This is a genomic window from Geodermatophilus marinus (assembly GCF_003428645.1).
Taxonomy (GTDB): domain Bacteria; phylum Actinomycetota; class Actinomycetes; order Mycobacteriales; family Geodermatophilaceae; genus Geodermatophilus.
The window spans coordinates 1-24294 of the sequence record NZ_QVQH01000034.1 but is presented as its reverse complement, the minus strand read 5'-3'; the positions used below and the strand labels follow the sequence as shown (position 1 = coordinate 24294).

20 protein-coding genes are annotated in these 24294 nt (G+C 74.1%); 12 read left to right on the top strand and 8 right to left on the bottom strand.

Annotated elements, in window-relative coordinates; genetic code table 11:
• Positions 1 to 164 precede the first annotated feature (164 nt).
• Complete coding sequence (locus D0Z06_RS22865; RefSeq protein ID WP_147332114.1) at positions 165 to 1856, top strand: SpoIIE family protein phosphatase; 1692 nt, start codon at positions 165 to 167, stop codon at positions 1854 to 1856.
• A gap of 135 nt (positions 1857 to 1991) precedes the next feature.
• The gene (locus D0Z06_RS22860; RefSeq protein WP_117379851.1) at positions 1992 to 2810 is read left to right on the top strand and encodes an alpha/beta fold hydrolase; all 819 of its coding nucleotides are present in this window, start codon (positions 1992 to 1994) and stop codon (positions 2808 to 2810) included.
• 28 nt (positions 2811 to 2838) lie between these two features.
• Here D0Z06_RS22860 and D0Z06_RS22855 read toward each other — a convergent pair whose 3' ends face one another.
• Together D0Z06_RS22855 and D0Z06_RS22850 are read right to left on the bottom strand one after the other, a co-directional pair.
• Positions 2839 to 4023, bottom strand: a complete 1185-nt coding sequence (locus D0Z06_RS22855) for an ATP-binding protein (protein WP_117379850.1) — start codon at positions 4021 to 4023, stop codon at positions 2839 to 2841.
• Positions 4024 to 4077: 54 nt separating this feature from the next.
• Positions 4078 to 4677 carry a TetR/AcrR family transcriptional regulator gene (locus D0Z06_RS22850; RefSeq protein WP_117379849.1) on the bottom strand — a complete coding sequence of 200 codons (600 nt, stop codon included), beginning with the start codon at positions 4675 to 4677 and terminating at the stop codon, positions 4078 to 4080.
• Positions 4678 to 4749: 72 nt separating this feature from the next.
• On the opposite strand from D0Z06_RS22850, the gene D0Z06_RS22845 reads away from it, so the two are divergent.
• From D0Z06_RS22845 to D0Z06_RS22825, 5 genes are all read left to right on the top strand, one after another.
• The gene (locus D0Z06_RS22845) at positions 4750 to 5466 is read left to right on the top strand and encodes a GAP family protein (protein ID WP_117379848.1); all 717 of its coding nucleotides are present in this window, start codon (positions 4750 to 4752) and stop codon (positions 5464 to 5466) included.
• Between the two features lie 98 nt (positions 5467 to 5564).
• Complete coding sequence (locus D0Z06_RS22840) at positions 5565 to 5969, top strand: nuclear transport factor 2 family protein (protein ID WP_117379847.1); 405 nt, start codon at positions 5565 to 5567, stop codon at positions 5967 to 5969.
• Between the two features lie 72 nt (positions 5970 to 6041).
• Positions 6042 to 6410, top strand: a complete 369-nt coding sequence (locus tag D0Z06_RS22835) for a phage holin family protein (RefSeq protein WP_117379866.1) — start codon at positions 6042 to 6044, stop codon at positions 6408 to 6410.
• 133 nt (positions 6411 to 6543) lie between these two features.
• Positions 6544 to 11502: an NAD-glutamate dehydrogenase gene (locus D0Z06_RS22830; protein WP_117379846.1), complete on the top strand. Its 4959-nt coding sequence runs from the start codon at positions 6544 to 6546 to the stop codon at positions 11500 to 11502.
• A 93-nt stretch (positions 11503 to 11595) separates the two neighbouring features.
• Positions 11596 to 11841: a glutaredoxin domain-containing protein gene (locus D0Z06_RS22825; RefSeq protein WP_117379845.1), complete on the top strand. Its 246-nt coding sequence runs from the start codon at positions 11596 to 11598 to the stop codon at positions 11839 to 11841.
• 60 nt (positions 11842 to 11901) lie between these two features.
• Here D0Z06_RS22825 and D0Z06_RS22820 read toward each other — a convergent pair whose 3' ends face one another.
• The 5 genes from D0Z06_RS22820 to D0Z06_RS22800 form a co-directional block, all read right to left on the bottom strand.
• On the bottom strand, positions 11902 to 13320 hold the full coding sequence (locus tag D0Z06_RS22820) for an amidase (RefSeq protein WP_117379844.1): 1419 nt from the start codon (positions 13318 to 13320) through the stop codon (positions 11902 to 11904).
• A 166-nt stretch (positions 13321 to 13486) separates the two neighbouring features.
• Positions 13487 to 16093: a SpoIIE family protein phosphatase gene (locus tag D0Z06_RS22815; RefSeq protein ID WP_117379843.1), complete on the bottom strand. Its 2607-nt coding sequence runs from the start codon at positions 16091 to 16093 to the stop codon at positions 13487 to 13489.
• A gap of 186 nt (positions 16094 to 16279) precedes the next feature.
• Entirely contained in the window at positions 16280 to 17029 is a 750-nt protein-coding gene (gene yaaA / locus D0Z06_RS22810) for a peroxide stress protein YaaA (RefSeq protein ID WP_233517906.1), read from the bottom strand.
• Between the two features lie 113 nt (positions 17030 to 17142).
• On the bottom strand, positions 17143 to 18243 hold the full coding sequence (locus D0Z06_RS22805; RefSeq protein WP_117379841.1) for an SPL family radical SAM protein: 1101 nt from the start codon (positions 18241 to 18243) through the stop codon (positions 17143 to 17145).
• A gap of 61 nt (positions 18244 to 18304) precedes the next feature.
• Complete coding sequence (locus D0Z06_RS22800; protein ID WP_233517905.1) at positions 18305 to 18508, bottom strand: hypothetical protein; 204 nt, start codon at positions 18506 to 18508, stop codon at positions 18305 to 18307.
• Between the two features lie 661 nt (positions 18509 to 19169).
• Here D0Z06_RS22800 and D0Z06_RS22795 point away from each other — a divergent pair.
• Positions 19170 to 19961 (top strand): hypothetical protein, encoded by a 792-nt coding sequence (locus D0Z06_RS22795; protein WP_117379840.1) that lies wholly within the window; start codon positions 19170 to 19172, stop codon positions 19959 to 19961.
• A 51-nt stretch (positions 19962 to 20012) separates the two neighbouring features.
• Here the strand turns inward: D0Z06_RS22795 and D0Z06_RS22790 are convergent, their stop codons facing one another.
• A complete protein-coding gene (locus D0Z06_RS22790) occupies positions 20013 to 20765 on the bottom strand; it encodes a GIY-YIG nuclease family protein (RefSeq protein WP_117379839.1) in 753 nt (250 codons plus the stop codon).
• A 153-nt stretch (positions 20766 to 20918) separates the two neighbouring features.
• Here D0Z06_RS22790 and D0Z06_RS22785 point away from each other — a divergent pair, with 153 nt between their 5' ends.
• The 4 genes from D0Z06_RS22785 (at position 20919) to D0Z06_RS27230 (ending at position 24091) form a co-directional block, all read left to right on the top strand.
• Entirely contained in the window at positions 20919 to 21449 is a 531-nt protein-coding gene (locus D0Z06_RS22785) for an excisionase family DNA-binding protein (protein WP_117379838.1), read from the top strand.
• Positions 21450 to 21500: 51 nt separating this feature from the next.
• A complete protein-coding gene (locus tag D0Z06_RS22780) occupies positions 21501 to 22091 on the top strand; it encodes a PIN domain-containing protein (protein WP_117379837.1) in 591 nt (196 codons plus the stop codon).
• A 1042-nt stretch (positions 22092 to 23133) separates the two neighbouring features.
• On the top strand, positions 23134 to 23850 hold the full coding sequence (locus D0Z06_RS22775) for an ABC-three component system protein (RefSeq protein WP_233517904.1): 717 nt from the start codon (positions 23134 to 23136) through the stop codon (positions 23848 to 23850).
• Entirely contained in the window at positions 23834 to 24091 is a 258-nt protein-coding gene (locus D0Z06_RS27230) for an ABC-three component system middle component 6 (RefSeq protein WP_117379835.1), read from the top strand. The genes D0Z06_RS22775 and D0Z06_RS27230 overlap by 17 nt, the downstream gene beginning before the upstream one ends.
• Positions 24092 to 24294 lie beyond the last annotated feature (203 nt).

The following is a 24294-nucleotide window of genomic DNA, read 5'->3' as shown; positions in this document are numbered from 1 at the left end:
TCCGTCCGTCGTTGACTCCGACGGTCGCTCGGGTTCCCACCCGGTCCGCCGCTCAACCCTGCGGGCGGCGTTTCACCTCCGGGGGGTGAGACGGGTCTCCTCCCGGGGGTCGCCACCCGGTCGGGCGGCGGGCCGCGCGGCCCCGATGAGGCAGAGTGTGCGCCATGGTCGGCGACGGCACCCCGCTCCCGTCGCACTCCCTCCTCGTCGAGGCGGTCGAGGGCATGGAGCGACCGCTCTTCGTGCTGGACGCCGACTGGCGGTTCCGCTACATCAACCCGGCGGGCGCGCGCATCCTCGGCCGGACGGTCGAGGGCCTGGTCGGCGAGCACGTGTGGGTGCAGTTCCCGGAGGCCGTCGGCAGCGGGTTCGAGCACCTCTACCGGTGCGTGCGGGCGACCGGGGAGCCGGGGAGCACCGAGGAGTACTTCGCCCCGCTGGACACCTGGTTCCGCGCCGACGCGGTGCTGACCGACGCCGGGCTCGTCGTCACCTACGACGACGTGTCCGGCCGGCGCCGCGCCGAGGAGGAGCGGGCCGCCGCCGTGGCCGCCCGCGAGCAGGCCGCGGCGGCCGCCGCCGAGGCCGCCGTCCGCGCGGAGGAGGCCGGCCGCCACCTGCTGCTCCTCGGCGACATCAACCTGGCCATGTCCTCGGCCGCGGACGTCGACGAGGCCGTCGACCGGCTGGCCCACCTCGTCGTCCCGGTGCTGGCCGACTGGTGCCTGGTCAGCGTGGTGGAGCCCGACGGCACCCGGCGCGACGTCGGCCGGGCGCACATCGACCCGGAGATGGTCGCCGCCATGCACCGCTACGCCGACGCGCGGGTGCGCACCAACGCCCCCACCGCCCCCGTGCCGACCTCCCTGCGCAGCGGTCGGCCGGTCGTGATCCCGCGGCTGACCGAGGAGGACGTGACGCTGATGGTCAGCGACCCGGCCGCCCGCGAGGCGCTCGCGCCGCTGCAGCCCTCGGCGGTCGCGACCTTCCCGCTGGTCGCCCGCGGCGAGGTCATCGGGGCGTTCACCCTCGTCAACGGCCGGGCGCGCGGGCCGCACACCGACGAGGAGGTGCGGACGGCGGAGATCGCCTCCCGCCGGGCCGCCCTGGCCCTCGACAACGCCCGGCTGGCCAGCGTCAACCGCGAGGTCGCCGAGCGGCTGCAGCTGAGCCTGCTCTCCCCGCCGGTCCAGCCGGCGGGTCTCGAGCTGGTGGTGCGCTACCGCCCGGCCACCCGGGGGGTCGCCATCGGCGGTGACTGGTACGACGCCTTCCGCCAGCCGGACGGCGACACGGTCGTGGTGATCGGTGACGTGATGGGCCACGACATCGAGGCCGCCGCCGCCATGGGCCAGGTCAAGACGCTGGTCCGGGCCATCGCCTTCGACCGGGTGGAGGAGCCCGCGGGCGTCCTCGGCCGGGTGGACGCCGCCCTCGTGGGGCTCGGGGTGCCGTCGATGGCCACCGCCCTGGTCTGCCGGCTCGAGCGCGACGGGGAGGGGGGCCACCGGCTGCGCTGGGCCTCGGCCGGCCACCCCGCGCCCATGCTGCTCGGCGCCGACGGCACCGTGACCGACCTCGACGTGCCGGTCGGCCCGCCGCTGGGCATCGGCTGGCGGGGGGAGCGGGCCGACCGCGTCGTCGCGCTGCGGCCGGGGTCCACGCTGCTGCTGTTCACCGACGGGCTCTTCGAGCGGCGCGGGGCGCTGCTGGACGACGGCCGCGACCGGCTGCGCGCCCTCGTCGCCGACGGGGCCGGGCTGCCGCCCACCGACCTGTGCGACCGGCTGCTGGCCGAGCTGCTCGCCGGCGGGGTGGAGGACGACGTGGCGCTGCTCGCCGTGCGCGTCCCCTGAGCGCCGCCCCTGCCGGGCCGACGGAGGGCGTCGCCGAGATCGCACGACCTCGCCGGGCCGCGCCCGACGTGCTTCCGGACGGCCCGCCGCCGTTCCTACCGTGGGACCGGACGGGGCCACCCCGAAGGAGGCGTCATGACCGGAACGGCGCAGCATCTCCGGCACCGCACCGTCACCCTCGCCGACGGCCTGCGAGTGCACGCGGTGGAGCAGGGCGACCCGGCAGGGCCGGCAGTGGTGCTGGTCCACGGGTGGCCGGACTCGTGGTTCTCCTGGAGCCGGGTCCTGCCCGAGCTCGACCCGCGGCTGCACGTGCTTGCCTACGACCAGCGCGGCTTCGGTGACTCGGACCACCCACCGACCGGGTACTCGATCGACGGGCTCGCGGAGGACCTCACCGGCCTGTGCGACGCCGCCGGCCTGCACCGGCCGGCGCTGGTCGGGCACTCGATGGGGAGCTTCGTCGTGCGTCGGGCCGTCGAGCAGCAACCCGACCGCTTCGCGCGGCTGGTGCTGATCGGTTCGGCCGACCGGATGGGGCCCGAGCTCGTCGACGAGGTCCGCGCCGAGCTCGCCGACCTGGTCGATCCGGTGCCGCTGCCGTTCGTGCGGGAGTTCCAGGCCTCCACGCTCCACCTGCCCGTCCCGCCCGACTTCTTCGAGGGGCTCGTGGCGGAGAGCAGGAAGGTGCCGGCGCGCGTCTACCGGGACGTCTGGGAGGGCCTGGCCGCCCTCGACGACCGGGCCGAGCTCGCTCGCATCACCGTGCCGACCCTGGTGGTCTGGGGGGCCCGCGACGCGCTGTTCGACCGGGGGCAGCAGGACCGCCTGCTCGCCGCGCTGCCCCGGGCCCACCACGTGGTCCAGGAGGGTGCTGGGCACAGCCCCAACTGGGAGCGGCCCGGCGAGCTCGCCGTCGAGCTGAACGCCTTCCTCCTCGGCCGGGAGGGGTGACGCGGCCGCGTGCCCGCCGGGTCTCACGTCAGTCGGGGTGGGAGAGCAGGTACCGGCCGAAGTGCGGGACGGTGAAGGCGATCTGCCCGCGCTCGGCGGAGAAGACCAGGCCCTTCTTGATCAGCGAGTCCCGGGCGGGGGAGAGCGAGGCCGGCTTGCGGCCCAGCGCTGCGGCGACCTCCGAGGTGGGCACCGCCGACCCGGCCGGGCCGCCGAGCTCGGCCATCGCGTGCATGTACTCGCGCTCGGCCGGGGTGGCGCGGTCGTAGCGGGACCCGAAGAAGCCGACCGCCAGCTCGGCCTCCGCCACCGGGGCGGCGACGCGGACGTCGTCGGCGGTGATGGGGGAGGCCGCCGCGACGTCCCAGGTGACCTTGCCGTAGGCCTGCACGAAGTACGGGTAGCCGTCCGCGGCGGCGTAGAGCGCGTCGAGGGCCGCCGCCTCGAAGGTGACCTCCTCGCGCTCGGCCGGGGCCAGGAGGGCCCGGTCGGCGGCCGCCCGGTCGAGCCGGTCGATGCGCACGTACCGGAAGAGCCGCTCGGAGTAGCTCTTCGACGCCGACAGGACGGCGGGCAGGTGGGGGAGGCCCGCGCCCACCACGATCAGCGGCGCCCCCTGCTGGGAGAGCTCGTGGCATGCCGCGCAGATCGCCGAGACGTCGTCGGCCTGCACGTCCTGCATCTCGTCGATGAACAGCGCCACCCCCTTGCCGACGTCGGCGGCCAGCCCCGCGGCGTCGGTGAGCAGCTCCACCAGGTCGATCTCCATGTCGCCGGAGTCGGCCCGGCCGCCGGAGGCGGGGACGTCGATGCCCGGCTGCCACCGGTCGCGGACCTTGGCGTCCGCGGACTGGCGGAGCGCGAAGGCCTTGAGCACCCCGAGGACGGCGTCCATCGACTCCTGGTCGGGGTGCCGCAGTTCGCGCAGCGCCATGTGCAGCGCCGAGGACACCGGTCGCCGCAGCGACTGGTCGGGACGTGCCTCGATCTTCCCGGTGCCCCACCCGCGGCCGATCGCGGCCGAGCGCAGCTGGTTGAGCAGCACGGTCTTGCCGACCCCGCGCAACCCGGTGAGCACCAGGGAACGCTCGGGACGGCCGTGCGCGATGCGCTCCAGCACGACGTCGAAGGCCGACAGCTCGGCGTCCCGGCCGGCGAGCTCCGGGGGGCGCTGGCCGGCGCCGGGGGCGTACGGGTTCCGGACGGGGTCCACGTCGAGCACCGTATGGCCCCGTCTAGCCGCATCGCTAGACTGTCGTAGAACTTCTCAGACCGGGGGGTGCAGGTCGTCCAGGTGCGCGGCCAGCACCCAGCGCACCCGGTCGGGCGGCAGGGCCGACGGCCGGGTGAGGGCGTGCACCGCCAGCCCGTCGAGGAGGGCGTACAGCCGCTCGGTCTCCAGCGCGGGGTCCAGCCCGGTGCGCAACCGACCGTCCTCGGCCAGCGCGCGGAGGACCGCCCCGCACAGCAGGTGCAGCCCGTCCGCCGACCGGTCCCGCAGTTCGGCGAGGTCGGGGTCGACCAGGGCGCGCGCGGTCAGGGCCAGCCAGACCTCCGCCTCGGCCCGCCGCTCGTCGTCCAGCGGCAGCGTCTCCTCGAGCAGCCGCACGACCCGGCCCTCCAGCGGGCCCCCTTCGGCGACCACCGCCTCGATCCGGGCGCTGGCGCGCTCCAGGACCAGCGTCATCGCGAATCGGAGCAGCTCGTCCTGGGTGGCGAACCAGTGTCGGAGCGCTCCCATCGACGTCCCGGCCTCCCGGGCGACGGCGCGCACGGAAGCGCCGGGGACGCCGTCCCGGCGGATGACCCGCCACACGGCCTCGGCGAGCTCCCGGCGTCGCTGTTCGGCGTCGACCACCCTCGGCACAGCTCCGTTCTAGCACAGTTGTGCTACTTTGCTGGTTGCAGCACAGTCGTGCTGTAACCGTCAGGGGGTGCCGTGGGACCCGAGCTGCTGCTCTCGCTGGCCGCACTCGCGCTCGTCGACAGCACCAGCGTCGGCACGCTGGTGCTGCCGCTGTGGTTGATGCTGGCGCCCGGGCGCGTGCGGGTGGGGCGGGTCCTGCTGTTCCTCGGGGCGGTGGCCGGCTCCTACCTGGCGCTGGGCGCGGTGCTGACGCTGGTCGGGGCGCAGCTGCTCGACCCGCTGTCCGGCGCGCTCGACAGCACCGCCGGCCGGGTCGTGCAGCTGGCCGCCGGGGTGGTGCTGGTCGTCCTCGGGCTGACGGTCGAGCCGTGGACCCGGGAGGGCAAGGAGCGCAAGCGCGCGGCGCGGGCGTCCCGGGGCCCCGGCCGGCTCGGCCGGTGGCGGGAGCGGGCGCGGGGGGACGGCCCGCCCGGCGCGGTGGTCACCCTCGCGGTCGGTGCGGTGGGGCTCGAGGCGGCCTCGATGGTCCCCTACCTGGCCGCTGTCGCCCTGCTGGCCGCGGCCGACCCAGGGGTCGGCCCCACCGTCGCCGTCCTGGTCGGGTACTGCCTGGTCATGGTGCTGCCCGCGCTGGTGCTGCTGGCCGTGCGGACGGCGCTGGCCGACCGGCTCACCCCCGTGCTGGCCCGGCTCGAGGCCTGGCTGTCGCGCACGTCGGGCGAGGTGCTGTCCTGGGCCGCCTTCCTCGTCGGCCTCTACCTGGTCGCCGGCGCCTTCCCGCTGACCTGACCCCGGGCGGTGGGTGTGCCTGGTCCCGGGCGGACGGCGCGGTCGGCCGGCGGCGGGACCCGGTTGACCGGCGGCGGGTCGCTGACGACGCTCGGCCGGTGACCGATCTCCTCGACCTCCTGCTCGAGCTGGAACGCCGCGGGTGGGAGTCCCTCTGCGACGGCACGGCGGCCGACGTCTACGGCGAGCTGATGACCGAGGACGCGCTGTTCGTGCTGGCCGACGGGTCGGTGATGGACCGGCCCACCGTCGTGGCGGCCCTGCGCGGCTCGCCGACCTGGCGGTCCTACGCGATCGAGGATCCCCGGCTGGTGGCGCTCGGGCCCGGCGCTGCCGCCCTGGTCTACACCGGCCGGGCCTCCCGCGGGGCGGGGGAGGCGGAGTTCGTCGGCGCGATGAGCAGCAGCTACGTCCGCACGGGGGACCGGTGGCGGCTCGGGCTCTACACGCAGACGCCCGTCCCGTCGGCCGAGCCGTCGCGAGGAGCGTCTGGGGTCGTCTAGCAACACCGCTAGAGAGCGCTAGATCATCCGACACGGCTCGGCCGGTGATCAACCGCCGCTAGCGTGGGTCCCGTGCTGCGCTTCGTCCTCAAGGTCCTGATCACGGCCGGCGTCTTCTGGCTGGTCGCCTACCTGCTCGACGGCATCGAGGTGCTGCCCAACCCCGACGGACCGCTGGGTGAGTTCGGCACCTGGCTGTGGATCGCGCTGATCTTCGCCGTCGTCAACGCCATCGTGGGGCCGGTGCTGCGGCTGCTGTCGCTGCCGTTCGTCGTCCTCACCCTGGGGTTGTTCCTGCTCGTGGTGAACGCGGCGCTGCTCGGCCTCACCGCGGCGATCACCGACCGGCTCCAGGTCGACGGGTTCGGCTCGGCGGTCGTCGGCGGGCTGCTGCTGGCCATCGGCGGCTGGTTCGCCGACCAGCTCGTCGAGAAGGTCTGAGCACCGCCGCCGGGGGAACCGTCCCGAGGCTCGCCGCCGGCCGCGTCCGGGGGCTCGTCCCGAGCGGGCGAGGGACGAGAGGGACGAGGTCCTTCTCCGGTGAGGAGGCCGGGTCTTCCACTAGCGTCGTCCCATGGCCAGCACCACCGGCACGGCCCCGGCGACCCCGGGTCCGGCCTCCGCCGACGGCGGTACCCCCGCGCCGCCCGACACCGACATCGCCGCCTTCGAGGCGGCCCGCGCCGAGAAGCACCGGCTGCTGCAGGAGGCGGCCGAGGCCGCCGTGGACCGGGCGGGCGGGCTGCCCGCGGGGTGCGCCCCCGCCGACCTCCCGGCCCTGCTGCAGCGGTACTACTGGAGCGAGCCGGCCGCCGAGGTGGTCGACCAGGACCCGGCCGACCTGGCCGCGCTGGCCCTGGAGCACCTGACGCTGGCCGGGGTCCGGCCGCAGGGCTCGGCCACGGTCGCGGTCCGCACGCTGGCCGCCCGCGAGGGGACCCGTGCCCGGGCGCTGGTGCTCTCGGTGACCGACGACATGCCGTTCCTCGTCGACTCGGTCACCGCCGAGGTGGTCCGCCAGGGCTTCGGGCTGCAGCACGTCGTGCACCCCGTCGTGGTGGTCCGCCGGGACGTGTCCGGCCGGATCCTCGCCTTCTGCGACAGCGCCGACCCGGCCGGCTGCGGCCCGGGTGCGCTGGCCGAGTCCTGGATGGCCCTCGTCCTCGACGGCCCGCTGGACGACGAGGCGGCCGACGACCTGGTCGCCGGGCTGCGCACGGTGCTGGCCGACGTGCGCGCGGTCGACGAGGACGCCGGCCGCATGCGGGCCCGGGCCCTGGAGCTGGCCGGCCAGCTGGACCCCGCCGCCGACCGCGAGGCCGGCGCGGACCCCGCCGCCGACCCGGCCGCCGACCCCGCCGAGGCCGCGGCGCTGCTGCGCTGGCTGACCGACGGCAACTTCGTCTTCCTCGGCGCCCGGGACACCGAGCTGGTCACCAGCCGGGGCCGGACGACGGCCCGCGCCGTGCCCGGCAGCGGGCTCGGGGTGCTCCGCTCCGACACCGACTTCAGCGGCGAGGGGAGGACACCGCCCGAGGCCCGCGGCCGGCCGGACCCGGCGCTGCTCGCGGTGACCAAGGCCGACGTCCGCTCGACGGTGCACCGGCGGGCCTGGCTGGACCTGGTGACGGTCACCCTCCCGGCTGCCGACGGCGGCCCGGCCCGGCAGCACCGGCTGGCCGGGCTGTTCCCGACGGCGGCCTACGCCCACGGGGTCCGCGACGTGCCGGTGGTGCGCCGCCGGGTGGCCGAGGTGGTCGAGCGGTCGGGCGTGCCGGCCGACAGCCACACCGGCAAGGAGCTCTTCGACGTCCTGGAGACCTACCCGCGCGACGAGCTGTTCCAGGTCGGCACCGACGAGCTGCTGCCGGTCGCGCTGTCGGTGCTGCACCTGCAGGAGCGCCGGCAGACGCGGCTGTTCCTGCGGCGCGACCCCGGCGGGCGGTTCTGGTCGGCGCTGGTGTACCTGCCGCGGGACCGCTACACGACCGAGGTCCGCCTCGGGATGCAGCAGCTGCTGCTCGAGCGGCTGGGCGGTACGAGCATCGAGTACACCGCCCGGATCACCGAGTCGGTGCTGGCCCGGCTGCACTTCGTCGTCCGCCCGCCGGTGACCCGGCGCCGGCGCACCGCGCTGCCCGACGTCGACGGGGCGGCGCTGCAGGCCGAGCTCGCCGCGGTCGCCCGCAGCTGGACCGACGACCTCGCCGCCGCGCTGGCTGCCCGCTACGGCGCGGACGCCGAGCGCCGCCTGGCCCGCGTCGCCGACGCCTTCCCCGCCTCCTACCAGGGCGACTTCCCGGCCACCACCGCCGTCGAGGACCTCGAGCGGCTCGACGCGCTGGCCCCGGGCGAGGTCGGCCTGGCACTGCGCCGCCCGGCCGGCGCGGCGGACTCCGAGCCGCGGCTGGTGGTCTACCGGGTGGGGGAGCGCCTGCTGCTCTCCGAGGTGCTGCCGATGCTGCAGCACATGGGCGTCGACGTCATCGACGAGCGTCCGTACGAGATCGACCGGATCGGCGCCCCGCTGGCCTGGGTCTACGACTTCGGGCTGACCGCCCCCGCCGCGGAGCTGCCGTTCCCGGGCTCGCTGCCCGAGCGGTTCACCGACGCGCTGTCCGCGGTCTGGCGCGGGGACGCCGAGGACGACGGGCTCGGTGCGCTGGTGCTGCTGGCCGGGCTCACCTGGCGCCAGGTCTCCGTCGTGCGTGCCTACGTGCAGTGGCTGCGCCAGGCGGGGCTGCCCTTCGGGCAGGGCTACGTCGAGACCACCCTGGCCGCCCACCCGGACGTGGTGGCCCGGCTGGTCGCGCTGTTCGAGACGCGGTTCCGGCCCGGCCGCGACGCCGGCCGGGCCGCCCGCACCGAAGAGCTGGTGGCCTCGCTGCGGGAGTCGATCGGCGCCGTGGAGTCGCTGGACGCCGACCGGGTGCTCACGGCCCTGCTGGCCGCGGTCACCGCGACCGTGCGGACCACCTACTACGCAGGCGGTCCCCTCGCCCTCAAGCTGCACCCGGCGACCGTGCCGGACCTGCCCGAGCCGCGGCCGGCCCGCGAGGTCTGGGTCAGCTCGCCGCGGGTCACCGGCGTGCACCTGCGCTTCGGCGCCGTCGCCCGCGGCGGGCTGCGCTGGTCCGACCGGCACGAGGACCTGCGCACCGAGGTCCTCGGCCTGGTCAAGGCCCAGATGGTCAAGAACACCGTGATCGTGCCGACCGGGGCCAAGGGCGGCTTCGTCGTCCGCCGTCCCCCGGCCGACCACTCCCGGGACGCCCAGCTCGCCGAGGGGCAGGCGTGCTACCGGCTGTTCATCGGGGCCCTGCTCGCGCTCACCGACAACCGGGTCGGCGGGCGCATCGTGCCGCCGGAGCGGGTGGTCCGGCACGACGAGGACGACAGCTACCTCGTCGTCGCCGCGGACAAGGGGACGGCGACCTTCTCCGACCTGGCCAACGAGGTGGCCCTGGAGCGCGGGTTCTGGCTGGGGGACGCCTTCGCCTCCGGGGGCTCGGTCGGCTACGACCACAAGGCCATGGGCATCACCGCCCGCGGCGCCTGGGAGTCGGTCACCCGCCATTTCCGCGAGCTCGGCATCGACGTGCAGTCGCAGGACGTCACGGTCGTCGGCATCGGCGACATGTCCGGCGACGTGTTCGGCAACGGCATGCTGCTGTCGGAGCACATCCGGCTGGTGGCCGCCTTCGACCACCGCCACGTCTTCGTCGACCCCGACCCCGACGCGGCCGCCTCCTTCGCCGAGCGCCGCCGGCTGTTCGGGCTGCCGCGGTCCTCGTGGGCTGACTACGATCCTGAGCTCATCAGCGCCGGCGGCGGGGTGTGGCCGCGCACGGCGAAGGCGATCCCGGTCAGCGAGCCGATGCGGGAGGCGCTGCGGCTGCCCGCGGACGTCGACGCGGTGTCCCCGGTGGAGCTGGTCCGGGCGGTGCTGCTCGCGCCGGTGGACCTGCTGTTCAACGGCGGCATCGGCACCTACGTCAAGGCCGCGACCGAGAGCCACGGCGACGTGGGCGACAAGGCCAACGACGCCGTCCGGGTCGACGGCCGGGACCTGCGGGTCCGCGTCGTGGGGGAGGGCGGCAACCTCGGCCTGACCCAGCGCGGCCGGGTCGAGTACGCGCTGGCCGGCGGGCGGGTGAACACCGACGCCATCGACAACTCCGCCGGGGTGGACACCTCCGACCACGAGGTCAACATCAAGATCGCGCTGGACCGGGAGGTCGAGGCCGGGGAGCTGGACGCCGAGGCCCGCGTCGAGCTGCTGGCCTCCATGACCGACGACGTGGCGGCCGCCGTCCTCACCGACAACCACGCGCAGAACGCGACGCTGGCCGGCGAGGTGGCGCACGCGCGCAGCCTGCTCGACGCGCACGAGCGGTTCATCCGGGCGCTGGAGCGCTCCGGCCGGCTGACCCGCAGCGTGGAGGCGCTGCCCGACGACCGGGCGCTCGCCGAGCGGCGCCGGGACGGCCACGCGCTGACCAGCCCGGAGCTGTCGGTGCTGCTGGCCTACGCCAAGCTCGAGACCGGCGACGCCGTCCTCGGCAGCGACCTGCCCGACGACCCGGCGCTGGCCCACCTGCTCGTGGGCTACTTCCCCGAGGCCGTGCGCGAGCGGTTCCCCGCCGCGGTCACCGACCACCCGCTGCGCCGGGAGATCGTGGCCACCGCCCTGACCAACCGGGCGGTGAACGTCGCCGGCGTCACCGGCCTGTTCCGGCTGGCCGAGGAGACCGGCGTGCCGCTGGAGCGGGTGGTCCGGACGCACGCGATCGCCCGCGCGGTGGTGGAGGCCGACCGGCTGTGGGACGCCGCCCGCGCGCTGGACAACCGGGTCGCCGCCGCCGTGCAGGTCGAGCTGCGCACCGAGGCGACCCGCGTGGCCGAGCGGGTGACCCGCTGGCTGCTGCGGCTGCCGGCGCTGGCCACCGGGCGGGCCGGGGTCGGCGAGGTCACCGACCGCTTCGCACCCGCGGTGGCGGCGGTGCGCAGGGGGCTGCCGGGCTGGCTGCTGGGCGCGGAGGCGGCCGCCTACGCCGAGCGCGCGGCCTGGCTCCAGCAGGCCGGCGTGCCGGGGGACCTGGCCGCCGATGCGGCGGCGGCGGCGCTGCTGCCGGCCGCGCTCTACCTCGCGGTGGTGGCCGAGCGCACCGGCGCGCCCATCGAGCTGGCCGGCCGGGTGCAGCAGTGCCTGGCCGAGCGGCTGACGCTGGTGCCGCTGCGCGAGCTCGTCCTCGGCCTGCCGCGTGACCGCCGCTGGAACTCCATGGCCCGGGCCGCCCTCCGCGACGACCTGGCCGGGGAGCAGGCCGAGCTCACCGCCGAGGTGCTCGAGGGCCGCCGCGACGACGACGAGCCGGCACAGGAGATGCTCGCCCGCTGGGCCGACGGCTGGGACGCCACCCAGCGCCGGGCCGCGGCGCAGCTGGTCGACATCGCAGCCGGGGAGCGCCAGGAGCTCGCCGAGCTGCTGGTCGCCGTCCGGACGCTGCGCGGCCTGCGCCGCCCGGTGTGACCCGCGGGCCGGGAAAGCGCTGGACAGGTGCCCGCCGAGGTCTAGCCTGACCGCTGGACGGCCCCGTGCAGGGGTCGCGAGGGAGGGTCCGCCATGGCCGACGTCCCCGTCGTCTTCCACACCCCCGGCTGCCCGTTCTCCACGAAGCTGCGCCTGCGGATGCGGCTGGCGCGGCTCCCGCACCGCTCCGTGCGCTTCCGGGACGACGAGGACGGCGCCGCGGCCGTCCGCGCCCACCACCCGCAGGGCTGGGAGCTCTCGCCGACCGTCGTGGTCGGGGACCGCTACCTGTTCAACCCCTCGCTGCGGGAGGTGCGGGAGGCGCTGGCCGGCCGGTGAGCCCTCGTCGAGGCCCGTATCGGCCTCTCTAGCAGGAGTGCAAGACGGGTGCAGACAGCCTCAGAGGGGCGGACGCCGGTCGCCGAAGCGGGTCGCCTGCTCGATGGCGTGCCCGACCTCCAGGACCCGCCGGTCCGCCCGCGGCGCGGCGATCACCTGCAGCCCGACCGGCAGCCCGTCGGGGGTGAACCCGCCCGGCACCGACAGCGCCGGGCAGCCGGTGGCCGAGATGACCGTGCAGGAGCGCATCCACTCCAGGTAGTCGTCCATCGGGACCCCGGCGATCTCCGTGGGGTACTCCTGCTCGACCGGGAACGGCAGCACCTGGGTGGTCGGTGCGAGCAGGACGTCGTAGCGGTCGAAGAACGCGACCACCTGCTCGTACAGGCGGGTGTGCGCGGCCTCGGCGCGGGCGAGGTCGGCGCCGGTCAGCCGCGCGCCCATCGCCGCGTTCCAGCGGATCGACTCCTTCACCTGGTCCGGGTGCTGCCGGATGAGCTCGGAGTACGAGGCGTCGAACAGCCAGGCCCGCAGCGTGCCGAAGACGTCGTCGGCGCCGGTCAGGTCGGGGCAGTCGGCCGCCACCGTCGCGCCCAGCTCCTCGACCACCCGCACGGTGCCCGCCAGGACGTCGGTGACGGCGGGGTCGACCGCCACCCGGCCACCCAGGTCCGGCGCCCACGCCACCCGCAACCCGTCCAGGCGCTCCGGCAGGGGGGCGGCGAACCCGGCACCGTCGTCGTCCAGCGCGATCGGCACCCGGCGGTCGGGTCCCGCGAGCACGGAGAGCGCCAGCGCGACGTCGGCCACCGTCCGGCCCATCGGCCCCTGCACCGACAGCTGCGACCAGCCGACGAGGGCGGGCCAGGTCGGCACCCGGCCGGGCGTGGGCCGCAGCCCGACCACGTTGCAGAAGGCGGCCGGGTTGCGCAGCGAGCCACCCATGTCGCTGCCCTCGGCGACCGGCACGAACCCCGCCGCCAGCGCCGCCGCCGCCCCGCCGCTCGAGCCGCCCGCCGACAGGCCGTGCCGGTACGGGTTGTGCGTCGCGCCGAAGAGCGTGTTGAAGGTGTGCGAGCCGGCCGCGAACTCCGGCACGTTGGTCTTGCCCAGCCGCACGGTGCCCGCCGCGCGCAGCCGGGCGACGACCAGCTCGTCCTCGGCCGGGACCGTGCCGGCGTGCAGCGGCGAGCCCCAGGTGGTGCGCATGCCGCCGGTGGCGTGGGTGTCCTTGTGCGCCACCGGCAGCCCGTGCAGCGGGCCGGTCTGCTCACCCGCGGCCAGGGCGGCGTCCGCGGCGTCGGCGGCCGCGCGGGCCCCCTCGGCGTCGACCGTCACCAGGGCGTTGACCCGCGGGTCCAGCCGCTCGATGCGGTCCAGGCAGGCGTCGGTGAGCTCTCGGGAGGAGAGCCGGCGGTCGGCGATCAGCGCGGCCAGCTCGGTCGCCGGGCGGAGGCAGAGGTCGTCGGCGGAGGTCACCCGGGAAGGCTGCCACACCTGCGGCCCCCGACATCCGACCCCTGCCCCGCCCCCTGGCCCCACCCGCGGTGATCATGGGGATGAGGCCGGGGGACACGCCGGCGGCGGCGTGTCGAGGCGCCGGATGCCCATGATCACCGGGGTCCGAGGGCCGCGACCCGGGCGACTACGCGCCGGCGGGGTCCTCCGGGACGACGTCCGGGACGTCGCGGGGACCGGCCTCCACCGGCCGGGGGCGGTCCTGGGGGTGCAGCCGGACGGCGACCAGGGCGACGTCGTCCTCGGGGCGGCCGTCGACCAGCCGCTCGATCACCCGGTCCAGCACCTCGCCCAGCGGCCGCCCGGCGAACTCGGCGAGGGCGTCGCGCAGCCGCAGCATGCCGGCGTCGAGGTCGGCGTCCCGCCGCTCGACCAGGCCGTCGGTGAACAGCAGCACGGTGGACCCGCGGTCCAGCGTCACCACGGACTCCGAGCGGCGGACGTCGGCGTCCACCCCGAGCAGCAGGTCGCCCCGCCAGGAGGCCAGCTCGGCGACGCTGCCGTCGGGGTTGACCACCAGCGGCGGCAGGTGCCCGGCGTTGGCCCAGCGCATCCGCGTGATGCCGCGCCGACGCTCCTCGTCGGTCTGCTCGAAACGGGCGACCGCCGCGGTGGCCAGCACCCGGGTCTGCAGCACCGCCATGGAGGCGTCCAGCCCGCGCAGCACCTCGGCCGGCGGCGCGTCGCTGTAGGTCGCGATGCCCCGCAGCAGCCCGCGCAGCTGGCCCATGGCGGCCGCGGCCTCGGTGTCGTGCCCGACCACGTCACCGATGACCAGCATCGTCGCGCCCGAGGGCTGGAGGAAGGCGTCGTACCAGTCGCCGCCGACCCGGGCGGCCTCGGCGGCCGGCAGGTAGCGGACGGCGATCTCCGCGTGGTCGGGCTCCGGCGGCTTGGTCAGCAGGCTGCGCTGCAACCCCTCGGCGAGCTGCCGCTGCTGGGCGTAGAGCCGGGCGTTGTCCAGCGCCAGGCCCGCGCGGTCGGCGACGTCCCGCGCGGTGGCGAGGTCCTCGGTCGCCGCCGTCTCGCCGGCGCGGAAGAACAGCGTGAGGACGCCGAGGGTCCGGCCCCGCCCGCGCAGGGGGAGCGCGATCGCCGAGCCGGGGGCCAGGGCGGTCAGCAGGGAGCGCGCCTCGCTCTCCCCGAGCAGGTCGGCGACCTCGTGGGCGTCGGCGTGCACGGGCTCGCCGGTGACCAGGGCGCGGGCCACGGGGGAGGTCGCCGGCATCGCGTCCAGCCGGACCGCGGCGTACCGCTCCACCAGCGGCCGGGCGGCCGGGTCGGCGTGCCAGTGGCCGACGTCGCGGGGGCGGCCGTCGGGGTCGACGACGGTGACGATGCACCAGTCGGCCAGCGCGGGGACCACCAGCCGGGGCAGGTGCCCGGTCGCCGTCCGCGCGTCGAGGGTGCCGGCCAGCTCCGCGCTGACCTGGGCCAGGAGGGCCAGCCGCTGGGCGGAGCGCTCGGCCCGGTCGCGGATCCGGCGGCGCTCGGTGACCTCCAGGAAGTACACCGACAACCCCTCGGGGCTGGGCCAGGCCCGCACCTCGTACCAGCCGTCCAGGGGGGCGGGGTAGTAGGCATCGAAGGCGACCGGCTCCCCGGACTCCATGGCCCCCCGGTAGTGCTCCTCGAACGGCCCGCCGAGGGCCGACGGGAACGCCTCCCAGAGGTCCTGGCCGAGGACCTCCTCGCGGCTGCGCTGCAGGAGCCGCTCGCCCTCGGCGTTGACGTGGGTGAACCGCCAGTCCCGGTCCAGGGAGAAGAACCCGGCGGGCATCGACTCGAGCACCCGGGCCACCCGGGCCTCGACGTCGCGCTCCTCGGTGGTGTCGAAGGCGGCGCCGATGAGCCGCGCCGCGCGCCCCCCGGCGCCGGCGAGCGCCCGTCCCCGCGCCCGCACCCACCGCACCGCGCCGTCGGGGCGCACCACGCGGTACTGGGCCTCGAAGTCGCCGACGGCGTCGATCGAGCTCTGCAGCGCCTCGCCGACCCGCTCGGCGTCGTCGGGGTGCAGGCGGGCGTTGAAGGCGGCGATCGTCCCGCCGAAGTCGGCCGGGGTGTAACCGAAGATCTCCAGGAGCGGCTCGTCCCAGGTCAGCTCGCCGGTGCGCAGGTCCCAGTCGAAGGTGCCCACGCCCGCGGCGTCCATGGCGAGGGTGGACCGCACGTGCTGCCGCTCGTACTCGGCGGCCAGCGCGGCGTACTCCAGCTCGGTGACCACCGAGGCGGCCAGCTGGCGCAGCGTGGCGACGTCGGTGCCCGACCAGTGGCGCGGGGAGGTGCTGAACACGCACAGGACGCCGACGGTGTGCCCGTCCCCGTTCTCCAGCGGGACGCCGAGGTAGGCGCGGATGGCGCCGGAGGCCACCGGGGGCAGGCCGGCGACCCGGTCGTCGGCCCGGGCGTCCGGGACGGCGAGCGGCCGGCCGTGGGCCGCGGTGACCGTGCACAGCGAGTCCTCGAGCGGGCTCCCCTCCGAGGCGTCCTCGACCGGGAGGCCGGCGGCCCCGGCGACGGTCTGCACGTCGTCGAGGAGCGAGATCTGCCCGGCCTCGGCGGCCAGCAGGCGGGTCGCCAGCTCCACGAGCCGGTCCAGCCCGCCGTCGCCGCCCTCGGGCAGCCGCAGGCGGCGGGCAGCACGGGTCCGCGCGATGTCGTCGCGGAGCGTCTCGGCCGCGCGGACGGCGTCGAGGGGGCGCGCGTCACCGACGCCCGGCGGGGTGTGCTGCACGTGAACCCTTCTCGCCCGGCGGGATCGACCGGGGCCTCGAGACGCGGACCGGCTGGTTCGGGTCCCGCGCGTCGCGTCAGTTATGCCATGGAGACGGTCCGGAAGACAAGGAGACCTGACGGAGGTCACTGCCCCGGCGACGCCGCGTGAGCGTCGTCCCGACCGAGGGTGCCGGAGGGCGGCGGGTCAGGCCGCCGGGACGACGAGGGTCAGCGCGTTCCCCCCGTCGTGTTCCACGTGCAACCCTGCCCGGCGCAGCAGGGCCCGCACCCGGACGACGTCCCCCGGCTCGGCGGTGGTCGTCGCCAGCAGCCGGGCGACCCGGCCCTTGTACGCCTTGTTCGCGTGGCTCACCACCGCCCGGCTGCCGTCGGGCCGCTCGCTGACGACGTCGACGGTGACCGCTCCCGGCACCGGGGCCAGCGCGGCGTAGGAGCCGCTGCGCAGGTCGACCACGAGCTCGTCCAGGCCGCCCAGGACCGGGCCGAGCGCCGGCCGCCACACCGCCCGCAGCGTCGGCCGGCCGGGTAGCGCCGAGCCCGCCGAGAGCCGGTAGGCCGGGATCTGGTCGGTGCCGCGCACCAGCCCGAACAGGGCGGACCCGACGGCCAGCCGCCGGTCGGCCCGGGCCCGCTGCGCGCGGGTGAGCGAGGGCACGTCCAGGGCCTCGTAGAGGACGCCGGTGTAGCGCTCCAGGACCGGCAGCGTCGGGCCGGTGAACAGCGCCCCGTTGCGGGCCACCTCGTCGTCCTGGCGCGGGGAGAGGCCGAGCGCGACCCGCGCGGCCGGGGGGTCGGCGGCCAGCCCGACGAGGACGCCGGCCAGGTCCGTGCGCACCGGCGTGAGCTCCGGGTGCGACAGGCCGGCGAGGTCGAGCGGGGCGCCGTCCCCGCCGGGGGCCTTGGTCTCCGACGGCGGCACGAGCAGAAGGACCACGTCCTCCCCACCCCTTCGCAGGCTCAGGGCGGGCCCCGGGACGCGGCCGCCGACGCACACGGGGCGCCACGTTACGTCCCGGTCGATCCGCCACCTGGCCCCGTCCCGGCCCTTCAGGTCCAGTACAGGAGGCGGGCGGAAGGCAGCCGGTCGGCCAGCGCGTCCTCGAACCAGCCGCGCAGCTCGGCCGTGGTCGCCCGCGGGTAGACGTGCTTGACCGACCCGTACCGCCCGCGCTTGGTCGTGCGGCGGGACTCCTCCATGTCGAGCTTCGTCCGCGGGTACCAGTCCAGCAGCGTCTCCTTGCTGCCCGGCGTGAAGCGGTGGGTGATGCACTCGACCGTGAGGTCCGTCCCGGCCGGCAGCGCGGCGGCGACGGCGTCGAGCAGGGCGCCGTAGTCCGCGCGCCAGCCCTCGACCGGCATGATCGGCGCGATCGTCAGGCCGACCGGGTAGCCGGCGGCGGCCACCGCGCCCAGCGCCGCGAGGCGACCGGGTACCGGCGACGTCGCCCCCTCGAAGCGCCGCGCCACCGACGCCGCGTTGACCGAGAAGCGCAGGCGCGTGCGCCCGCCGTGGGGGAGGCCGAGCAGGGCGGCGACGTCGTCGAACTTGGTCGTCGCCCGCAGCTGCACCGGCCCGGGCCAGTCGTGCCTGCCGAAGTGCTCGACCATGCGCGCCAGGCCGCCGGTCAGGTGCTCGAGGGCGAGGGGGTCGGTGTAGCAGGACGCCTCGAACGTCGTCCCCTCGTCGCCGCGGGTGGCGGTGCCGGAGGTGACCCCGCCCCGCCCCACGTACCCGTCGAGCCCGTCGAGGACCTCGTCGAGGTCGGCGAACACCCGGGTCACCGGCGGGCCGGAGAGCGAGCCCGCGAGGTAGCAGTACTGGCAGTGGGCCGGGCAGCCCTCGGCGAGGTCGAGCCGGAAGTCGGCCGACGGCGGGATCGGCTGCAGCCGGCGCTTGGAGGGCGGGGGGACGACGAGAGCCAGGGTGTCCTTGGCCCGCATGAACGCCGCCCGGTCGCCGTCCCCGCGGAGGGAGGGCAGCCGGTCGCCGCGCAGCAGCTCGACGTCGGAGACCCCCACGGCCTCGAGCCGGGCCAGCACGCGCTGCCCGTGCGGGCGCTCGGCGGCCGAGCGGGTGACGAGGACGCGCGACGGCGTCCACAGGCGGGTGGGGGCGGGGGCCTCGGCGAGGAGGGGCGTTCCGGTCATCACCAGGCAGAACGCGCCACCGGGCCGGTGCCGTCCCGCCGCCCCCGGGCGGGAAGGGGCCTCAGCCGGTGAGCTCGACCACCACGGGCGCGTGGTCGCTGGCGCCCTTGCCCTTGCGCTCCTCGCGGTCGACCAGCGCGTTCGTCACGCGCTGCTGCAGGGCGGGGGAGCCGAGCACGAAGTCGATCCGCATCCCCTCGCGGCGGGGGAAGCGCAGCTGCGTGTAGTCCCAGTACCTTCGACCAGGGGTTTCTGAGCAGCGCACTAAGGCCAGTTTGCCCTCCCCACCTGCAGATACACATCTCAACCAATCAGCGCCAACCATGACCGACTGGAGGCGCATGTGCCCCAGATGTGCCCCACAGGACGAAGTCCGCTGCTGGGGCGCACTCGCCTCGCCATGGGGCTACGACTTGTTCGCGCCAGTTCCGGGCGGGCGCGGGGCGATTCGCCGGTCTTCTTGCCGTGCCCGCCGACGATCCGTTCAATAGACGCGGGTCCTGTGGCGAGGCCGGCCTGGCGGTGGTGACCGTCAGGCCGGCCTGGTCTACCAGGGCTCGAGCGTGATCTCGACTGACCCGCTCTTCCAGCGGACGGTCAGCTTGAAGCCGCGCTTCATTCGCACCAACCTCCTTCCGGGGGATCGAAGGGCCTCCGCCGGTGCCACGGCGGAGGCCCTTGGTGTTGGCGTATTCGAGGGTGGGGGCTCGGAGCGCTGCCGACAATCAACCTGGGGTCGGGTTGGTGGCAGGAAATCCCTGTGGTCGTGGCAGTTTGGGTCTGCGCTCGTAGCGGTGCCTGCTAGGGTTCCCAGCGGGTCACCCCCGGTCTCGTGCGCGATCTCTATATAGAAGAAGTACCGAGGACCCCCAGGATCCCCTGGGACCCCCTGTACTACCCGTCGCCCCGCCAGGAAGGCGCCCACTTTGGCCAAGACGACCGGGACGCCGGGCGCCGAGCCCAGACGACGGCTCCGGCAGGCCGTCGCACGATCCCAGCGGCGGACCGGAGTACAGCTGCCGATTGGCTTCGTCCGGAGCCTGCAGAGCCAGCCGGAGGCGACCCCCCTCGTCCGCTTGCTCCGAGGCGGGCGCGGCGGCGAGATCCGGCTCAAGCTGTATCTGTCGCTGTCTCTGCTGGCCACCGCGGCCCCCTACGACATCGGCCAGCCGATCCCGAGCAGCTGGTGGGCCCATGCCCTGGGACTGGCCGACCCCGAGCGGGGTGGTGCCCGTCGCGTCTCCGATGCGTTGGACTGGTTGGAGAGGAACGACTTCATCAGGCTGGGTCGCCGGCCCGGTTATCCCTCGTCGGTGACCTTGCTCGACGCGCGTGGTGGCGGAGGCCCATACCGCTCCCGCGTCGAGGCGGGGGAGAGCAGGTGGATCGTCGTGCCGCTCGGCTTGTGGCGGCAGGAGTGGATCGTCGTCTTGTCGGGATCGGCGTTGGCGCTGTTCCTGGTCCTGATCGAACTCACCGGCGGCCGGACCAAGCCGGCGTCCCTTGAAAGCGGTCGGCACAACCAGTATGGGCTGTCCACAGACACCTGGCGCCGAGCGAGCAAGGAGCTGTCCGAGGTCGGCCTGCTCAGCGTGGGCCGTATCACCGAGGGGCGGGACCTCGATGTCCGGCGAACCCGTAACACATACCTGCTCGACCTGGGCCGGTTGGACGACCCGGTGTCGACTCCACCGTCGAGCACGCTGCCGACCAGCTGAGTGCCGCCGAGTCCTTCGTCACGAGGGAGGCGCGGTATCTCGGAGAGCCACTCATTCCTCGGCGCGGCTACGCCGGAGGTGGCCGTTGATCAGCCGGAACGCGTCGCGGTAGTCCATTGCGAAGAACTCTCGGTCGGGGCGCACGCGCCACTCGGCCAGCAGCGCGTGCACCTCCGACTCAAGCCGGCGTGCATCCCGGACGGTCCACACCGCGCGGACTCCGAAGGGGATGGCCACGCCGGTGGCGGCGTTGATCTCGGCGACCCGCTCCTCGACGTCGCGCTCGGTGTAGCCGACCTTCAGCAGCCCAGGGCTCTCACGAGTGGAGAGCACATACACGAAGCCGAGGGCCTGGGGGAGCGGGGGAGGGTCGGTGAGGAGGGCCCGCAGGCTGTGGATGCCGCCGGCCGCCGTGAACCGGTCGGCAGCTTGTCGGGCGGCTTCCGGCTCTCCCGCACCCAAGGCGCGGCGCAGCCCGCCGAGGGACAGGGCGCATTCCTGGGCGCGTCGGCGCCCGGGGCGCCCGAGCGCTCGCCAGACGGTGAACCAGTCCCACTGATCCTGCAGGTGGGCCCGGGAGAACAGGCCCTTGACCTCGGCCAGCTGCTCCTGCAGCTCGGCCATGCGGCCGCGGGGTGCCAGGTCGCCGGCGACGAACTCGAGCAGACTGGCTGCAGCCGCCTCCCGGCGCGCCTGCACCGGCCGCTTTACCGCGGCCATGCCGAAGCCCCACTTGTGCGACACCGACACGGTCTTACCGGGCGCGCTTACGGCCGGAGGCTGCGACGGAGGTGCCTTGGTCATTCCGGCATCCTCCGCACCGCCTTGGGCCTTGGTTGGACGGCAGTCGGTGACACGCCGATTGAGCCCGTGCCGATGTAGACAGCTGGCACAGTCCTAACCTGTAGACGAAAGTTTCGAAAGCTGCTACGTTTCTTGCGATGAAAGGAGGCGGTCATGAGCGCACCGCTAACCCGCGAGACCTACCTGCCCGACGCGGGCGAGGACGTCGCCCGCGTCCACGACTTCCTGGCCGCGCACGAGAAGGCCGGCCGAGAGGCGCCCAAACTCCGCTACTTCCTCGCCGGGGCCACCGCTGGCGAGCAGGTCGAGCTCCCGCACGAGGCTTACCGCGTCCTGCGCCAGGTCATCGAGGCGATGCGGCGCGGCCTAGCGGTCACCGTCGTGCCCCAGACCCAGACCCTCACCACACAGCAGGCCGCCGATCTCCTCGGCTTCAGCCGGCCCACGGTGGTGAAGCTCCTGGAGGACGACAAGATCCCATTCGAGCGGACCGGTACTCACCGTCGCATCCTCCTGCGCGACCTGCTGGCCTATCGTGATCGGCGCCGTGAGGAGCAGTACGCGGCGCTGGAGGCGATGCGCGTCGGCGAAGACGAGGAGGAGGACGTCGACGTCGTGCTGGAGCGCCTGCGCGCAGCCCGCAAGACCGTGGCTCGCCGTCGACGGGGTGCCGCCACCGAGTGAGAGCCTCCACCGCCTCGTCGGCACGTCGCAGCCGGCTGAGATCATGACCCGGTGTTCACCGCGCTGCTCGACACCTCGGTGCTGTGGCCGAGCCTGCAGCGGGACTTCCTGCTTTCGTTGGCCATCGAGGGCTTGTACCGGCCGGTGTGGAGCTCGGCCATCCTCGAGGAGCTGGAAGAGCACGAGAGCCTCAAGCTGCAGGAGCGGGGCGCATCACAGGTCGAGGCCGAACAACGGACGAGAGACCTACTCACGCAGATGCGCACCCACTTCGCCGACGCCGAGGTCGAGGGATGGGAGCCGCTGGAGGGCACCTTCGGGCTGCCCGATCCCGACGACGAGCACGTCGTCGCGGCGGCGGTGATTGCGTGCGCTGGTGCGATCGTCACTACCAACCTCAAACACTTCCCCGCGGCCAAGCTGCCCGGTGCCCTCGAGGCCCTGCCGGCCCACGAGTTCGCGCTGAACAGTGTCGGCCTGGACCCGCGACGAGCCCTGCGCGCCGTCGAGGCGATCGCCGCCCGCAGCGGCCGCGTCGGGGAAGCCTGGACCGTGTCGGGCGTGCTGGACCGCCTTGAGGCCCGCTACGCCATGGGTGAGGCGGTCGAACTCCTCCGGCAGGTCGAGGACGCGACTCGCTAAGAAGATGTTACGGCTGTAGGTCGTCGGAGTCTGCCCTCCGCCAGGTCGGCGCAGGGTGCGGTGCGTCTTGTCGCAGGCGTCCTCCCCGCCGCCGCAGCTGATCAGTGGCGCGCTGTGGATACTCGTCGAGCCGCTGATCCCCGCCCGTACGCCGACGGTGCACGGCCGCACCGGCCGGCCCTGAACCTCCGATCGGGACGTGTTCGAGGGCACGCCCGGTAGGTGTACCCGGCCAGGACGTTGGTGACGGTGGGTCGGGTGCCTGCCGCCACATGCGGCCGTGGTCGCGGCCGCGTCCCCCACCCCGAGCAGGATGCCGGCTGCCTTGGTCGCCGGAAGGGCGCTGCGCGTCGCTTCGCGATGGGCCTGCGGCCCACCCTTCCCCCGACCTGCGTCAGCCCGCGGGAGGCGGGTTGCGGGATGCAGCCAGGAGTGCGACATGCCCGCGCCCCGGGATCCGCGAGATTCGACTCAGCTCAGCGCGACGACGGCACAGGGCCCGCTCGAGGGCGCTGCCGTCGTGGATCTGCCCCTGTTCCGCGTGCCGGTTCCCCCGGCGGCTGACGAGCTGGGCCAGCGGAGGCGCCGGAGCGGGACGTGTCTCGCGCAGAAGGCGCACGGGGCGACCAGCACCGGCACCGGCGTACACATCGCGGTCAGAGGCGACACAGGGTGCAAGCCGTCGTCTTGGCTACCGAAGGGACCAGGTCCGCCCGCTGACCAGCTCCGCGACGCAACAAACTGACGAGACGGCCCGTTCAGTCGGTGACACAGACCAGACTGGATAGCATCAAGGCAACGCATGGGGGGACAGATGCTCACAGGCCTCGAGACAAACTGGTTCCGCAGCAATCTGATGGCATTTTGCATGCGCACCACAGGCAATGCATGGGAAGACTTCATTACCGAGGCCATGACGAGTCTCCACGGTGGCGCCTTTGTGCAGGTAGCCGCATCTGGACGTGGAGACAAGGGGTGCGACGGATACGTTGACGGACTCATGCTCGCCGCCTATGGAGCATCAAGTCCTAACGACAAGTACGTGACCAAGAAGATCAAGGACGACTTTGCGAAGGCGAAACGCTACTGGGGCGAAATGATGGAACGCTGGGCTTTCGTCCATAATGACGCACAAGGTTTGCCCGTCATGGCCGCACAGACGATCGCAAGTCTTCGCAAGGCGGAGCAGGCAATCGGCGGAATATCGGTTGAACAGTGGACGCCCTACACCCTGTGGACTGAATGCCTTCAGTATCTGGACAGCGCGGCACTATCGCACAGGTTTGGAGAGCCGCCGTCCGAACAGGCCGCAGGGATTCAGTACATTGCAAGCTGTGTTAGGGCGCTGGCTCGCACACGGCTGATTCCAGGCCTTGATGAAGTGGCCGAGGTGCCGCCCGGGAAGATAGAGCACAATGGGTTCAACGAGGAGACCACGGCTCTACTCAAGAACTACGAGGCCCTTACCGGCCACGTTCGCTACTACTTCGAGCGGTCAACGCCGGGAGAAGAGTTTCAAGTCTCCGAGAATATTCGCATTGCTTACGACGGCTTGAAGGCCGAGCTGCATGACTCGAATCTGGTCTTTCAAGCATTGGTCCGGGAGCTTGAATCGCAGGCCTTTGTCGACAACGGCACCGACCACTTGCAAGAACGTCGGAGTGCTGCCCTCATGGTTGCGACGCACTTCTTCGAGACGTGCACCATCTTCGAGTCTCCACCGACAGGGGCGGTGACCGCGGATGCTACTGCCGTCTAAGTCAACACCGCCGGACCAAGCCCTCATCACAGTCGCAGGACAGGTACTCCTGCAGCTAGATCGGCCCCGGACCGTCAGTGCCACATGGGAGGCGCTGCGTCACTGGAGGCTGCAGAACGAGATGCAATCCGCAGTACCCTTCTGGTGGTTCGCCTTGGCGTTGGATGTGCTATTCGCAGCCGATGCAGTTCGCCTAGACGATGAGCTACTGAGGATGAATCGTGCTTCACTCTCTGACTAGCTCCCTGCCAGCTGCAAAGCCCGCGGCATTCGAGCCGGGGTTGAACATCGCTCTCGCCATCCGTACGCAGCAAATGGGCTCTTCACGATCGGGGGTGTAGTCGGGGTCGGAAGCCGCCGGTTTCGAGCAGGCTCCTGGCGATGTAGTTGGTGAGGTTGCGGAAGCCGAGCGCGGAGCCTCGGAGGTGCTCGAGTCGTCCGTTG